The organism is Tessaracoccus rhinocerotis, from assembly GCF_007197885.1.
In the GTDB taxonomy this organism is placed as follows: Bacteria; Actinomycetota; Actinomycetes; order Propionibacteriales; family Propionibacteriaceae; genus Arachnia; species Arachnia rhinocerotis.
This window is the reverse complement of record NZ_VKKG01000004.1, coordinates 353,020-367,606: the sequence shown is the minus strand read 5'-3', so window position 1 is coordinate 367,606 and position 14,587 is coordinate 353,020. Positions and strand designations below refer to the sequence as shown.

Sequence of the window (14,587 nt, the reverse complement as noted above, 5' to 3'; positions counted from 1 at the left end):
GCTCGCCAGAGCGAGCTACTCGACCAACGGGGGGTACGACGCGAGCTACTCGACCAGCGGGGGTACGACGCGAGCTACTCGACCATCGAGGTCCGATGGTCGAGTAGCTGGCCTGCGTCAGTTGGTGCGGAAGCGAACCAGGTTGTTGAACACCCAGTCCTGCGTGACCCGGTACGACCAGACCCCGGCGGAGTTCTGGCTGCCCACGACGAGGCTCGTCATGGTGTAGCTGCGGCAACCGTTGCGCCCGGTGGCCGCGGTGTCGCACTCGGTGCGCCAGCGTCGACCATCAGCGGCAGTCCACTCACCCGCGTGGCCCAGGGGGTTGCTCGCCCACTGTGACCGCGTCATGAACGGCAGGTAGGTGAGGTTGTTGAACACCCAGCCGTTGGACTGCACGAACCGTCCCGACTCGACCTTCACCGTCGTCGCCCAGATCTCCGTGCGACAGCGGATGGTCTGTGAGTACGGCTCGCACTGCGTGTGCCACAGCCGCCCGTTGTAGTTGTGGAAGCCCGGGATGGTGTAGATGTCACCCGGGTGCGGGTTCGGCGTCCGGGTCACGGTGACCGTCGGGGTCGGCGAGGGGCCCTGGCTCGGGGTCGCCGAAGGCTCCTGACTCGGGGTCGCCGACGGCTGACTCGGGGTCGCCGATGGCTCCACGCTCGGATCCTCCGACGGCTCCACGCTCGGATCCTCCGACGGCTCCACGCTCGGATCCTCCGACGGCTCCACGCTCGGATCCGGCGTCGGCTCAGTGGTCGGGGTCCGCACCGCGGCCACCCACGACAGCATCGGCGACTCGTTGGTGGTCGCCGTCAGGCGCAGGGTCACCTGGCCGGTCTCGGCCAGCACGATGTCCTGGCTGAGCAGCTCCGTCGGGTTCGCCGTGTTCAGCGTGACGGTCCCCGCCGGGGTCGACCCGCCGTCGTGCAGCACCGAAACGTTCGCGGTGCGGGCGTAGTCCGGCCACCAGGAGTGACTGGCCCCAACGATCGTGTACGAGCCGGCCTCGAGGTCCAGGGTGTAGTCGAGCTGCGCCCCGACCTGGTTGGCCGTGTACATGCCGGTGGTGGTCGTCTTGTCGTACGGACCGGCGACGACGCCCTTGCGCTGGATGTCCGACGTCCCGGCCGCGTTGCGCGCAGCGTGGCCCCAGGTGGTCCCGGAGGTCAGCTGCTGGTCGGGCAGGTCGTTGACCAGGCCGCCCACCAGCTCGTCGATGGCGACCCAGGCCGGGGAGTCATACCCCAGCTGACCGGCGCTGGAGGCCTGCACGTCGGCGAAGGCGACGGTTCCCTCGGGCACCACCTCAACCCTCGCCGAGACCTCCACCGGACCATGGGCACCCGCGACGGCGACCACCGACCAGGCCGTGCCGAAGTCACTTGCCGCCGTCTGGTCCCAGTCGATCTCCAGCTCCATGGTGGAGCCGTCGGACAGGGTGGCAGTCAGCGTCTCGGGCAGTGTCGGCGCGTCGCCCTGCCAGGTGGCCAGGTGCGGCGTCTCGACGCTGACCACCTCGGCCAGCTTCGGGTTGGACGCGGCGACCAGCCGGTCCACGATCTGCCGCGCGCCCTCACCGTCGAGCCCGTACGCGGCGGGATCCGCCACGGCGGCCTCCGCGTCGGAGATGAGCCGCTGCAGCAGCGCCCAGCTCTCGTCGGTGAAGTCGTCGGTGCGCTCGAGCGCCTTCGCGTCGGCCAGCGGCGCGACGATGCCGTCCGCCGAGGCGGCCTCGATGGCCGGCGCGCTCATCACGCCCACGGCGTCGATGGCGAGCGCGCCCGAGGTGACCTCGAACCGGACAGTGTGCTCGCCCCACTCCAGGCCACGCAGCGAGTAGCTCGCCTGGAACCAGTCAGTGGGCTGGGTGGCCGCGTTCTGCACCAGCAGTTCGCCGTCGACGTGGACGTCGAAGGTTGCGCTGCCGTAGCCGCTGCCGGCGATCAGGTCGATGCCCGAGCCGGTGAACGTGTGGCTGACGCCGGCGCCGGTGGCGAGGCTGGTGGAGCGGGAGCGCTGGAACTCGTGCATCCCGCCGCCGTTGGCGTGGCGCCACTGGCCGTCGTAGACCAGCTTGGCGGCCGGGACCTCGGCGAGGTCGTGCATCTCCATGTTGTCGAGGTGCTCGCCGTAGTACGGCAGGTAGCCGTCGACGTGCTCCACCCGCAGGTTGTCGAACTGGGTGTTGTGGAAGCCACTGGCCACGTCGACGAATCCGGCGAGGTAGGGGTTGGTGTCGGTGAAGGAGAACACCCCGACGCCGTCGATCGACGCGCTGACGTCGGCGCCGGCCGCGCGGACCGCGAGGCGGTGCCACGTCGAGGAGTCCCAGTCGTCGTCGGCGACGATGCCGCTGCCGACGACGGCGTTGCGGCGCAGGAACTGCCAGGAGCCGTCCTCGTTCAGGCGCAGGGCGTACGGGGTGGTGTCGATGCCGCCCGCCCCGCTGGTGCCGCGGCCGCGGACGCCGAGGGCGCCGTAGTTGCCGGCCACCTCGGAGCGCTCGAACCGCACGTCGATGCTGGCCTCGTAGTTCGACCAGCGGCGGTCACCGATGCCGGTGATCGGGTCCGAGCCGTTCCAGGCACCCGGGACCCCGGTCGTCTGCCGGTCGAGCTGCTGGCGCAGGACGAACTGCCCGTCGGAGGCCTCGTAGCCCTCGAACGAGCCCTGCCGGTCCCAGTTGTACAGCGGGGTGAATCCGGTGACGCCGCCACGGGAGTCGATGAACGACTCCGTCGCGGTGCCGAGGCCGCCGCCGTCGGCGAGGACGGGGACGGTCTTGCCCTCGTAGTTGAAGTCGTCGGCCCACAGCACGCCGGCGTCGGCGTCGGACTCGAGGACTGTGCGCTCACCGGGGACGGGCAGGGGGGTGGTCCAGCCGTCGTCCGTCGTGGCGTCGAGGGAGGTGACGGTGACGATCGAGAACGGCTGGACGAGCACCGTGTAGGCGCCGGCCTCGGCCGCGACGTCGCCGACGAACCGCTTGTAGTTGGCGTCGAAGGCGTGGCCCTCGTCGGCGGCGCGGGTCTCCCACACCGAGAGCTGCTGCTCGGCGCCGAACCCGAATCCGACGGGTGTGATGACGTAGCTTCGCGGGTTCTCGGAGTCGTTGACGATGACGGTGGAGAAGTCCGACGCGTCGGGCGCGGCCAGCGTCATGTAGTTGGGCTCGCCGTTGCGGCCGACGATCGGGTTGGTCCCGGTCGCGGTGGTGCGGCTGGCCTCGGGCACCGCGCGCCAGACGCCGGCGGTGTTGTCGGCGTTCTCCCAGCCGGTGACCGCGAAGCTGCTGAAGTGCTGCAGCACGGCAAGTCCGGCGTCGTAGTGCAGCCAGCCCGACCACGGGTCACGGGCGCTGACCAGTTCCTTGAAGGAGTACTGGCCGCCCTCGTAGAACGAGCCGATCGCCGGCTGGTAGATGACGTGGGTGCGGTGGGAGTTCACGAAGCCCTTGACGATGGTGTTGGCCATCTCCAGCGAGCTGCCGGTGCCGCCGATCCCGGTGCCGGGCACCGTCGGGTCGGCGACGTTGTTGTTGGGGCGGAAGGCCGAGTTGCTGAACGTGGCCTGCGCCTCGGAGTTCCAGACCTGCTTGTCGAACTCGGTGGCGAGCCGCTTGAAGCTGTTCTGGGAGTCGTCGTTGGTGTTGTAGTGGAACGCTGCGACGTCGACCTTGGCGCGGAGGTCCGCGTCGGTGACCATGGCGGGTCCGAAGGTGCCGGTGCCCACCTCGTCGGAGATGACGAGCTTGATCTGGCGGAACAGCTCGGCCTCGCCGTCGCGGAAGCCCGCGAGGCTCGGGTCGTCGCTGACGTAGCCGGTCTCGTCGCCCTGGATCCGGTCGTACCACTGCTTGGTGATGTTGAGGTCGGCGCTGTGCTCGTTCACGCCGGGGTTCAGGTAGTCCACCATGAAGCCGTACTCGCGGTGGGCGGCCAGGATGGTGTTCTTGTACCAGAGGTAGGTGTCGTCCTCGGTGGTCACCCAGGCCGGTGCGACCCAGCGCAGGATGCTGACCACCAGGTCGGGGTTGTACTTGCTCGCGTCGGCCGCCAGCTGGAAGCCGGGGTGGCGCAGGACGTTTGCCTCCTCGTCGGCGCGGCGCATGGTGGCCGGGTCGGAGCCGGTGGAGTTGTTGCGGTCGTTGCCCATCTCGATCTTGACGTGGTTCATGACCGGGTTCTCGCCGCCGAAGAGGGTCTGCAGCAGCTCGTCGTACTTCTCCGGGTGCTGGGCCTTGTAATCCATCAGCACCGAGCTGGTGGAGTTGGCACTCAGGACGCCGAAGCCCTTGAAGGTCAGGCCGTTGACGTTGTCGGCCGCGATGTCGGCGGCGTCGATCGTGACCTCGGTGGTTGGCACCACCGGTGGTTCGGGCTCGCCCGCGAGCGCGTCGCGGGCATCACCGGCGGCGACGGCGAACCAGCTGAACATCGGGTTCTCGCCCGAGGAGCGGCGGTAGGTCAGCGCGACGTCGGTGGCCCCCTCGGGGATGGTGAAGACGTCGTGGGCAGTGACCGTGGCGCCGGGCTGGTTGGCGGGCGTCTCCACCGCGACCGCGGCCATCGCCTGGGACTGCTCGACGCCGTCGAGGTTCCAGGAGACCGTCGGTGTGATGCCACGGGACCTGGACTGGTTGCCGGTGTAGAACTCGCGGAATCCGGAGCTGAGCGTGTAGGTGCCGGGATCGAGCGCGAGCTTGTGGCCGATGAACGTCTCGTTGGTGCGTGCGCCGAGGCTGAACTTGTCGTACTCGCCGAGTGCGGCCAGGTTCGAGGCGTTCGGGTCGCCGCCCTCGACCGTCAGCTTGTAGTTGTAGCTGCCCGTGCCGTAGGCGAAACCCCAGTCGGTGGAACCGTCGACGAACCGCTGGTCCGGCTTGGTGTTGTGCAGGTCGGTGGCGAGGCTGCTCACGGCGTTGTACGCGTGCGAGTTGGTCTCGAGGGTGGACCAGGCCGCGGTCTGCGAGTCGCCGCCGTGGCCCGCGTCGACGAAGTAGACCAGCGGGTACTCAGCGGGCGGGATCACCTCGACGTGGGCGGTGACGGCCTGGCCGTCGACGGTGCCGGGCACCTCGACGGTGGCCCAGGCCTCGTCGAACGCGTCGGCGTCGAGGGTCCAGGTCACCGGGTGCTCCGACTCACCGTCGGAGAGGGTGGCGGGCAGGGAGGTCTCCACCAGTTCGTCGCCGCCGAGGTAGGCGGCGGCCCGGACGGCGGTGGGGAGTTCGGCGGATGCGATGCCGGTTGCGGTCCACATCGACGCAACAAGTGCGGTCGTGGCCAGTCCGACGGTTAACAGGGATGCGGATCGCGCGCGTTGCACGGGTTCTCCTCCTCGTTGAGTGAGCATGTCCCGCAATGATCGCAGGTGATCGATAACGCGTCAATGGATCGGTCCTCGAAAGGCCAAATGATCATAACTGATCACTTGCGCGTGCGTATCGGGCGATTCCGACGGGGGTGTCGCCCGAGCTGGTCACCACCGCGCCTCCAGCCAGCCCGACCAGCACCGCAGCTGCAGGCCTCCGCCCTAGCCGATGGGGCCCTGGAAGTCGTCGGGTCGGCTGCGCAGCAGCTCGACGAGCCGGGCGTCGTCCTCGGGCAGCAACGACCACTCGGCCGCCTCGTCGCCGGTGAGCGCCCGCGTCGCCGCCTGCCCGGACGCACGGTGGATCTTCAGCACGAACACGTCCCAGCTCGGACCGTCACTGGCGCGGACCGCCTCGCGCAGTTCGACCAGGGTGAACGTTCGGCTCAGCATCGGCGCCGGCTCGGCGGTGCCGTCGGCGTCGAAGTAGTAGGCGGCCTGCACGGTGGAGCCGTCGTCGTGGACCTCCGCCGCGAGTCCGTAGGACTCCCAGGGACGGTCCAACGCCAGCCGGGCCAGCGCGTCCTCGATGATCTCGGTGACCAGCTCGGCCACCAGGCTCTGTTCGGACATGCCAACCTCGGTTCCCGGACGCGCACGCCCGTCGTCGTCGCCACCGCGGCCGCGGAGCGCCGGGCCACCAGCATGCCCCAGGTGCGGGGCACACCGACCAGGACAGCGCCGGTCCCGCGGCGGAGGGCACCGGTTGGGACCGGCCGGACACGCCGAGCCGGTAGCGTGGGGCTCGTGAGCACGCCAGTTGAGAAGGTCCCTGCCCAGTCCCAGCCGGGCGCCGTCGAGCAAGAGCCCGACGAGGAACTCCCCGAGATCAGCTTCGACGAGCAGCGCTTCGCCGCCCGGCCGGCGAAGCTGAGGCCGCGCGCCCGCCGTCGCAGCGAGGACGACAGCCCGATCATGCCGCCGTTCGAGCCGTCGGGCCAGAACCACGCCTACGTGGAGTGGCTCGAGGAGCAGTCCATGCTCCACGACGCCTCGGCCGTGGCGCGGCAGCTGGCGGGCAAGCACACGATGTGGGCCCACCCCTACGCGCACCCGGACCCGCGCGCCGCGCTCGCGCAGGCATCGGTCTGGTACACCGCCTACCCGCTGTCGCACATCACCGCGAACGGTCAGTCCTACCTGGCCGCGCTGGGCGCCCCGGAGCTGTGGGAGGCGTTCAAGGAGATCGGCATCGACGCCGTCCACACCGGCCCGGTGAAGCTCGCGGGCGGGCTGGACGGCTGGGACCCCACACCCAGCGTCGACGGCCACTTCGACCGCATCTCCATGACCATGGACCCGATGTTCGGGACCGAGGAGGAGTTCCGCGAGATGTGCGCGACGGCGGCGCGCTCGGGCGGCACCATCATCGACGACATCGTCCCGGGCCACACCGGCAAGGGCGCTGACTTCCGCCTCGCCGAGCTCAACTACCGCGACTACCCCGGGATCTACCACATGGTCGACATCCCGGAATCAGCCTGGCACCTGCTCCCCGACGTCCCCGAGGGCAGGGACTCAGTGAACCTGTCCCCCGAGGCGGAGGAGGCGCTCTCCGAGGAGGGCTACATCATCGGTGCGCTGCAGCGCGTCATCTTCTACGAGCCGGGAGTGAAGGAGACCAACTGGTCCGTCACGCCGCCGGTGCGCGACTACAAGGGGACGCTGCGCCGCTGGGTCTACCTCCACTACTTCAAGGAGGGCCAGCCCACGATCAACTGGCTGGACCCCACCTGCGCCGGGATGCGCCTGGTGATGGGCGACGCCCTGCACTCGCTGCTGGACCTCGGCTCCGGCGGCCTGCGCCTCGACGCGAACGGCTTCCTCGGCGTCGAGCGCAGCTTCGACCACGCCCCCGGCTGGTCCGAGGGCCACCCGCTCTCGCTGGCGGCGAACCAGCTGATCGGCTCGCTGGTGCGCAAGGTCGGCGGCTTCACGTTCCAGGAGCTGAACCTGGCCATCGACGACATCCAGCGCACCAGCGCCGTCGGGCCGGACCTCTCCTACGACTTCATCACCCGCCCCGCCGCCCAGGTGGCGATGGCCACCGGCGACGCGGAGTTCCTGCGCCTGGTGCTGCGCGAGGCCCTCGACCTCGGCGTCGACCAGGCCTCCCTCGTCCACGCCCTCCAGAACCACGACGAGCTCACCTACGAACTCGTCCACTTCGCCGCCGCCCACCGCGACGACATCTACGTCTACGAGGGCCAGGAGTTCACCGGGCAGGACCTGGCCGAGCACATCCGCCAGACCATGCGCGACAGGCTCACCGGCGACGCCGCACCGTACAACTCCGTGTTCACCCAGAACGGCATCGCCAGCACGACGGCGTCCATCGTCGCCGCGACGCTCGGCTTCACCGACCTGGACGACATCACCGACTCCGACGCCCGCCGCATCGCCAACGCCCACCTGCTGCTGTGCATGTACAACGCGTGGCAGCCGGGCGTGTTCGCGCTGTCCGGCTGGGACCTCGTCGGCGCCCTGCCGCTGGACCGCTCCGAGGTGCGCTCCCTGATCGCCAGCGGGGACACCCGGTGGATCCACCGCGGCGCCTACGACCTGCTGGGCAGCTCCCCCGATGCCAAGAAGTCGGCGGCCGGGATGCCGCGCGCCCGCGCCCTCTACGGCCCCGTTCCCGAGCAGCTGAAGCGCGAGACGTCGTTCGCGTCCCGCCTCGCCGGGATCCTCAAGGTCCGCAAGCGCAACGGCCTGGCCACCGGCAAGCTGATCGACGTCCCGCAGGTCAGCGACCAGTCGCTGCTGGTGCTGGTGAACGAGCTCGAGATCGGCGCCACCCAGATCACGGCGCTCAACTTCGGGCCCGAGAAGATCGACGCCCGGATCCAGTCCGAGCTGTTGCCGCTCGGGCGCGTGTTCGACCTGAGCACCCGCCGCAAGGTGGGCAAGGTCGACGACCTCGGCGGCTTCAACGTCGAGCTCGCGGCCTACGGCGGGCTCGCGATGATCATCCGCGACTGAGGCGCGGTCGCGACGGGCCTCAGCCGGAGCGTCGCTCGGCGGCCCCGATCGCTGCCCGGGCGACGGCCTGCGGCTCCCCGTCCAGTTCCAGACCGTCGAAGTCCCCGCGCAGCGCCTTGAGGGCGGTGCGCTCGACGTCGAGCTCGTTGCGGGTGCGCACGCCCAGCCGCCTGATCACCGCGATCGGCGGGCACCAGCCCTGGATCGCGTGCTGCAGCAGGAACGCCGGCACGGCCGCGCACAGCCACAGCCACTTGCGGGAATGGACGCGGGACATCAGTACGCCGAACAGCATCAACGACGATGCGTTGGCCTCGAGGACGCGCTCGACGTCCCACGCACGGTCGAGTTCCTCGATGCGAGCGGTGATGGCCTCGGCGGGGGCGCCCACCATCTCGGTCACCCGCTGCAGGCGCTCCTCGTCGAGACGGTGCTGGACGTCGTCGCTGGTGGACGAACGAACACGATCAGCTGAAGACATGTCACTCCTCCTCTGGAAAACACCAGTCAAACACTTCCCGGGGACCTTCGTCCGCCCCTGGAGCAATCGCCTCGGATCAGCATCCCGGCTCCCGGAAACAAGACCGTAACGCCGCGTCACAACCATGCAACCGGTCGGGAGCCTGCTGGTAACGCCGTCCCGATGGAGTGGACCCATCAACCGCGCAGAGCGGATCAAACAGAAGTAGAAGGGTCCCGACATGGAGACGGAAGTTTGGGAATTGGCCTCACCGATATGGGTGATGGTCTCGGCCGCGTTGGTGTTGCTGATGACGCCGGGTCTGGCGTTCTTCTACGGCGGCCTGTCAAGAGCACGATCGGCCATCAACATGATGATGATGAGCTTCGGCGCCATGGGCGTGGTCGCCGTCGTGTGGCTGCTGTGGGGCTACTCGATGAGCGGTGGGGGCACCAGCATCGCCGGCATCTTCGCCGACCCGATCACCGCGTTCGGCCTGGTGGGCCTCGACGGTGAGGACCTCGTCGGCGTCGGCTTCGCGGCGACGTTCGCGATCATCACGGTGGCGCTGATCTCGGGTGCCGTCGCCGACCGCGCACGCTTCAAGGCCTGGCTGGTCTTCGTGCCGCTGTGGGTGACGCTGGTCTACGCACCGCTCGCGTACATGGTGTGGGGTGGCGGCCTGCTCGGCGCCGACGGCGCCATCGGCTCCATCGTGGGCGAGGCCCTCGACTTCGCGGGCGGCCTGGTCGTCCACATGGCCGCCGGCCTGGCAGCCCTGGTGCTGGCGCTGGTCATCGGCAAGCGCTCCGGCTTCTCCCCCAGCCTGCACAAGCCCCACAGCATCCCCTTCGTGATGCTCGGTGCCGCCATCCTCTGGTTCGGCTGGTTCGGCTTCAACGGCGGCGCCGCGGGTTCCGTGGCCGAGGCTGGCCTGATCTGGGTCAACACCCTCGTCGCCCCGGGTGCCGCGATGGTGGCCTGGCTGATCACCGAGCAAGTCCGTGACGGTCGGATGACCTCCGTCGGCGGCGCCTCCGGCATCGTCGCGGGCCTGGTCGCCATCACCCCCGCCTGCGCCTTCGTCAGCCCGCTCGGCGCGCTCGCAATCGGCCTCGTCGCCGGCGTGATCTGCTGCTTCGCCGTGACCGTGAAGTTCCGCCTCGGCATCGACGACTCGCTCGACGTCGTGGGCCTCCACTTCGTCGCCGGCCTGTGGGGCACCGTCGCGATCGGCCTGCTGGCACTGCCGCAGGACGACGGCCGCGGCGGCCTCCTCCTCGGCGGCGGCGCGGCCCTGATGGGCGCGCAACTGATGGCAGTCCTCGTCACCACGGTCTACACCGTCGTCGTGACCGCCGTCATCGCCTTCGCCATCCACAAGACGATCGGCTTCCGCATCCCGGCGGACGACGAGGTCGGTGGCATCGACGTCGCGGAGCACCAGGAGTCCGCCTACGACTTCGAGACCGCCATGGCCTACACCGGTGAGGGGGCCGACGAGAAGGCCTGACCACCACCTACCCGGTCCCGCGAGGGACAGGACAGAGCCCCCGACCTGCGCGCGCAGGTCGGGGGCTCGCGTCATTTCCGTCTCACGCCCGGCCCGGCGGATCCTGCGCGAACTGCAGCCGCCGGCCCACCCGGACCACGGGCAGCGGATCCAGGATCTCGCCCCGGAACTCGCCGTCGACCCTGTCGGAGAACCCGACCAGCGCCCACTGGCCAGGCGTCGCCTCCACCAGCCGGGCCGCGTACAGGCTGGGGTGGTCGAAGGTGCCCGCGGCGGAGAAGTCCCACGGCCCCAGCAGCGAGTCCCCGGGCGCGAACCACATGCCGCCCGTGGCCTGCTGCTGCCGCTGCTCGCCCTGGTGGGAGTCCCAGCAGCAGAACAGCAGGAACGGTTGGCCGTCCACCACGACGGTCTGCGGCACCTCCATCTGCCCCCAGCCCGCGGGCTCGGACAGCGCCGGCTGCACCTCCCAGTGCTCGAGGTCGGGGCTGGTGGCGTGCCCGATCACCGACCGGGTGGCCGGATCACCGACCGCGGCACGGGCGGTGAGGAGCATGTGCCACTGCCCGTCCTCGCCGCGGAACACCCACGGGTCGCGCCACGCCTCGTCGAACCAGTCGCCGCTGGCGAGCTTCTCGTACCAGCGGGGATCGGCCTCGACCACCTGGGACTCGGGGCGACGGTGCCAGGACACCATGTCCTCGGAGTGGGCCACGCCGACGCGCTGGACCAGCCCGTCGTCGGCCCAGGAGACCCCGGTGTAGAACAGGCGCCACACGCCGTCGTCGCCCCGCACCACGGAACCGGTCCAGGTGGCGCGGTCGTCCCAGGCCGGTGAGTCGGCGGCCACCAGCGCGTCGGGCAGGAGTTCCCAGTGCGTCAGGTCGGCGGAGCGGGCGTGGCCGATGGAGGCGCGCAGGTGTCGCCTGTCGGGGTCGAGCAGCGCCCGGGAGGCGCGCAGGAAGAACAGGTGGTGGCTCCCGTCGTCGGCCCTTGCGGGCCAGCTGTCCCACACCCAGTGGTCAGGAAGTCTCAGCATGTGTCTATCCCTTCACGCCGCTGGCGGCGATGGAGCTGACGAACGCTCGCTGGAACACGAGGAACATCAGCAGAACTGGCAGTGTGATCAGTGAGGTGTAGGCCATGACCTCACCCCAGGCGGTGTTGAGCTGGAAGAAGTACTGCATGCCCACCATCACCGGCCGGAGGGACTCCTGCTGCACCACCATCAGCGGCCACAGGTAGGAGTTCCAGGCGGGCAGGAACGTGAGGATGGCGACGGTGGCGAAGGCCGGTCCGGACAGTGGCGCGATGATGCGCGCGTAGATCGAGAACCAGCCGGCGCCGTCGATCCGGGCCGCCTCGTCCAGCGAGGTGGGGATGGTGGAGAAGTACTGCGTGAACAAGAAGATGGAGAAGGCGTTCGCGATGAAGGGGAGGATCATCACCTCGTAGGTGTTGAGCATCCCGATGTCGTACTTCACCATCCCGTCCTCGACGAGGAGCGTGGGCAGCAGGCTGACCCAGTAGACCATCGGCACCGCGATGGTCTCGAACGGCACGATCAGGGTGGCGATGATGACGGTCAGCAGGATCTTGCGGCCCCGCCACTCCATCCGCGAGAGGGCGAAGCCGGCGAGCGAGTTGACCACGAGCCCCAGAGCGACGATGAGCACCGTCACCACGATCGAGTTCAGCAGGAACCGGGCGAAGGGGACGCGTTCGAAGACGCCGGTGTAGTTGGCCAGCGAGATGTCACCCACGGGCAGGAAGGCCCGGAAGGAGTCGACGTCGGCCAGGATCTGGGCGTCAGGCTTGAGGCTCGAGACGAACATGAACACCAGCGGGAACATGAACACGAGCGCGAGGACGATCATCGGGATGTAGAGCAGCTTGGCGCGGCTCTTGCGGGTGCGAGACATGGTGATGGTGGTGTCGGTCATGTCAGTCCTTGTCCCTTGTCAGGAAGCGCTGGATGAGTGCGATCGCCAGCACCAGCACGAAGAAGATCAGCGAGATGGCGGCGCCGTAGCCGGTCTGCTGCTCCCGGTACCCTCGCCGCACGGCGTGGAAGACCAGCGTCGTCGTCGAGTCGCGCGGGCCGCCCTGGGTCATGACGTCGATCTGCACGAACAGCCCCAGCGCGGCGATGGTGATCGTCACGAGGATGAACACCATGGTCGGACGCAGGCCCGGCCACGTGACGTTCTTGAACTGCTGCCACGGCCCTGCCCCGTCCATCCGGGCGGCCTCGTAGAGCTCCTCCGGGATGGTCTGCAGGCCCGAGAGCCAGATGATCATGTGGAAGCCCACCGCCTGCCAGATGGAAAGGACGATGATTGCCGGCAGCGCGGTCGACGGGTTGCTCAGCCACGCGATCCCCTCCCACGAACCGAAGGTGATGGTGTCGATGAAGGAGTTGATGATGCCGTCGGGCTGGTACATGAAGCGCCACAGGATGGACACGACGACGATGGACGTCACCACGGGGATGAAGAACACGATCCGGAAGAACGTGGTCCCCCGCAGCTTCTGGTTCACGAGGACGGCCATCACCAGCCCGAGGCCCGCCTGGACGGGCACGACGACGACGGCGAACAGGAAGGTGTTGATGAGGGACCGGATGAAGGTCGGGTCCCCCACGAACGCGCGGATGAAGTTGTCCAGCCCGACGAACCTTGGCGGGTTGGGCGAGATCAGGCGGGCGTTGGTGAAAGACAGCCCGAAGGCCAGCAGCACCGGGATGATCAGGAACATCACCAGGAGCAGGGCCGCCGGCGCCACCATGGCGTAGGCCACGGAGTGGCCCCGTTGCTTGCCATGGCGCCGCTTGGCGGGTGCCCGTTCCGGCGCCGTGGGGTTGGCCGCGGACGGCGGCCCGGCATTGAGTGAGGTGGTCATGATGCCTCCAGAAGGGGTGGAGCGGCTCAGAACCCGTAGCCGTCGTTGTTCTCGATGTCGGCGTCGATGTCCGCGACTGCCTGGTCGAGGCTCTCCTGGACGTCAGCGCCGTTCATGATGTCCTTGGCCGCCCGCTCGAAGGTGGTGGAGATGACCGCGTAGGCGGGGGTCTCGGGGCGGAGCACCGCGAACTGGGTCAGCTCCGTGAACGGGCGCAGCTGGCCGTCCTCGCCGAAATACTCGCTGAGCTCGGTGGCCTCCTCCGTGGCGGGGATGACGATCTGCTTGTCCGCGAACGCCGCGATGTACTCCGCGTCGAAGGAGAACTCGAGGTAGGCGCGGGCCCCGTCGAGCTCGGGACCCGAGCAGTCGGCCGCGATGCCCCACTGCCAGGAGCCGCCGCCGATCTTGGGACCGTTGCCGAAGTCCGGCGGCGGCAGGATCAGCAGGTCGTCGCCCACTGCCTCGATCGATCCCAGCGCGTTCCAGACGCCGGTGTAGCTGAGGCCCACCTCGTCGCGGTTGAACTCCTCGTTGCCGACGGTGCCGTCGATGCCGGCCAGCCCGTCCGCGAAGAGGCCCTGGAACCACTCGCCGAACGCCACGGCCTCCGGGCCGTTGAGCACGCCGTCGGCGCTGAGGTAGGTGTCGCGGTCGATCAGGTCGCCACCGAAGCTCTGCAGGAACGGCGAGTAGGCGTAGGGCCACCACTCGCCGACGTCCTCGGCGCCGATGTCGATCGCGGTCTCGTAGCCGGCGCCCTGCAGCGTGCGCAGAGCGGCGTCGAACTCCTCACCGGTCCACGGCTCGTCGACGGTGGGGATGCGGATGTCGTTGGCCTCGAGCACCGACTGCCGGGCGAAGATCGCCAGCGCGGCGTCCCAGTAGCCGGCGGAGTAGACCTCGTCGTCCCACATGCCGACGGCGGTCGGCAGCAGGGAGTCGGTGATCTCCGACGAGATCCCCAGCGGCTGGATGTAGCCCGCCCACGCCCAGTTCGGGACGATCGGGCCGTCCATGTCCAGCAGGCACGGCAGGTCGCCGGAGGCGGCGGCCGCGACGATGGCGTCGTTGTAGGCGCCCTGCGGGAACGACTCGGAGACGACCTCGTAGTCGTCCTGGGAGCCGTTGAAGTCGGAGATGATCTGGTTGTAGACCTCGAGCTCGGCCGGGTTGCCGGCGGAGTGGGTCCAGAGGGTGACCTGGGCGGGTCCGTCCCCACCGTCGCCGTTGGGGTCCTCGCCCGCCCGGGCGCAACCCGTCACGGCGAGGGCGGACACGACCGCCAGGGCCGCGAGTGCTCTACCTTGCTTCATTGCAGTGCTCCTTCCAGTTCGGCCGCCTCCGTTGGT

The 14,587-nt window shown here is 69.2% G+C and carries 9 protein-coding genes; 2 read left to right on the top strand and 7 right to left on the bottom strand.

Annotated elements, in window-relative coordinates; genetic code table 11:
* Positions 1 to 117: 117 nt before the first annotated feature.
* Both FOJ82_RS11510 and FOJ82_RS11505 read right to left on the bottom strand, forming a co-directional pair.
* Positions 118 to 5,268, bottom strand: a complete 5,151-nt coding sequence (locus FOJ82_RS11510; RefSeq protein ID WP_143938623.1) for an Ig-like domain-containing protein — start codon at positions 5,266 to 5,268, stop codon at positions 118 to 120.
* A gap of 273 nt (positions 5,269 to 5,541) precedes the next feature.
* The gene (locus FOJ82_RS11505; RefSeq protein ID WP_143938622.1) at positions 5,542 to 5,952 is read right to left on the bottom strand and encodes a hypothetical protein; all 411 of its coding nucleotides are present in this window, start codon (positions 5,950 to 5,952) and stop codon (positions 5,542 to 5,544) included.
* A 174-nt stretch (positions 5,953 to 6,126) separates the two neighbouring features.
* Here FOJ82_RS11505 and treS point away from each other — a divergent pair, with 174 nt between their 5' ends.
* On the top strand, positions 6,127 to 8,361 hold the full coding sequence (treS, locus tag FOJ82_RS11500; RefSeq protein ID WP_246099853.1) for a maltose alpha-D-glucosyltransferase: 2,235 nt from the start codon (positions 6,127 to 6,129) through the stop codon (positions 8,359 to 8,361).
* Positions 8,362 to 8,380: 19 nt separating this feature from the next.
* Here the strand turns inward: treS and FOJ82_RS11495 are convergent, their stop codons facing one another.
* The gene (locus FOJ82_RS11495; protein WP_143938620.1) at positions 8,381 to 8,842 is read right to left on the bottom strand and encodes a YgaP family membrane protein; all 462 of its coding nucleotides are present in this window, start codon (positions 8,840 to 8,842) and stop codon (positions 8,381 to 8,383) included.
* Between the two features lie 220 nt (positions 8,843 to 9,062).
* Here FOJ82_RS11495 and FOJ82_RS11490 point away from each other — a divergent pair, with 220 nt between their 5' ends.
* The gene (locus tag FOJ82_RS11490; protein WP_221933134.1) at positions 9,063 to 10,334 is read left to right on the top strand and encodes an ammonium transporter; all 1,272 of its coding nucleotides are present in this window, start codon (positions 9,063 to 9,065) and stop codon (positions 10,332 to 10,334) included.
* Positions 10,335 to 10,416: 82 nt separating this feature from the next.
* On the opposite strand, the gene FOJ82_RS11485 is transcribed toward FOJ82_RS11490, so the two are convergent.
* Genes FOJ82_RS11485 through FOJ82_RS11470 form a run of 4 tightly spaced genes read right to left on the bottom strand, consistent with a single transcriptional unit; the run spans position 10,417 to position 14,551 of the window.
* Positions 10,417 to 11,373 carry a glycoside hydrolase family 68 protein gene (locus FOJ82_RS11485; protein WP_143938619.1) on the bottom strand — a complete coding sequence of 319 codons (957 nt, stop codon included), beginning with the start codon at positions 11,371 to 11,373 and terminating at the stop codon, positions 10,417 to 10,419.
* Between the two features lie 4 nt (positions 11,374 to 11,377).
* A complete protein-coding gene (locus tag FOJ82_RS11480; protein WP_143938618.1) occupies positions 11,378 to 12,277 on the bottom strand; it encodes a carbohydrate ABC transporter permease in 900 nt (299 codons plus the stop codon).
* Position 12,278: 1 nt separating this feature from the next.
* Entirely contained in the window at positions 12,279 to 13,235 is a 957-nt protein-coding gene (locus FOJ82_RS11475) for a carbohydrate ABC transporter permease (protein WP_143938617.1), read from the bottom strand.
* 26 nt (positions 13,236 to 13,261) lie between these two features.
* On the bottom strand, positions 13,262 to 14,551 hold the full coding sequence (locus FOJ82_RS11470; protein ID WP_143938616.1) for a sugar ABC transporter substrate-binding protein: 1,290 nt from the start codon (positions 14,549 to 14,551) through the stop codon (positions 13,262 to 13,264).
* Positions 14,552 to 14,587 lie beyond the last annotated feature (36 nt).

Bases quoted from the DNA above. Each gene is read 5' to 3' on its own strand.
- FOJ82_RS11510 (WP_143938623.1), bottom strand. From the start codon at position 5,268: ATGTGGACCGCAACCGGCATCGCATCCGCCGAACTCCCCACCGCCGTC.
- FOJ82_RS11505 (WP_143938622.1), bottom strand. From the start codon at position 5,952: ATGTCCGAACAGAGCCTGGTGGCCGAGCTGGTCACCGAGATCATCGAG.
- FOJ82_RS11495 (WP_143938620.1), bottom strand. From the start codon at position 8,842: ATGTCTTCAGCTGATCGTGTTCGTTCGTCCACCAGCGACGACGTCCAG.
- FOJ82_RS11490 (WP_221933134.1), top strand. From the start codon at position 9,063: ATGGAGACGGAAGTTTGGGAATTGGCCTCACCGATATGGGTGATGGTC.
- FOJ82_RS11485 (WP_143938619.1), bottom strand. From the start codon at position 11,373: ATGCTGAGACTTCCTGACCACTGGGTGTGGGACAGCTGGCCCGCAAGG.
- FOJ82_RS11480 (WP_143938618.1), bottom strand. From the start codon at position 12,277: ATGACCGACACCACCATCACCATGTCTCGCACCCGCAAGAGCCGCGCC.
- FOJ82_RS11475 (WP_143938617.1), bottom strand. From the start codon at position 13,235: ATGACCACCTCACTCAATGCCGGGCCGCCGTCCGCGGCCAACCCCACG.
- FOJ82_RS11470 (WP_143938616.1), bottom strand. From the start codon at position 14,551: ATGAAGCAAGGTAGAGCACTCGCGGCCCTGGCGGTCGTGTCCGCCCTC.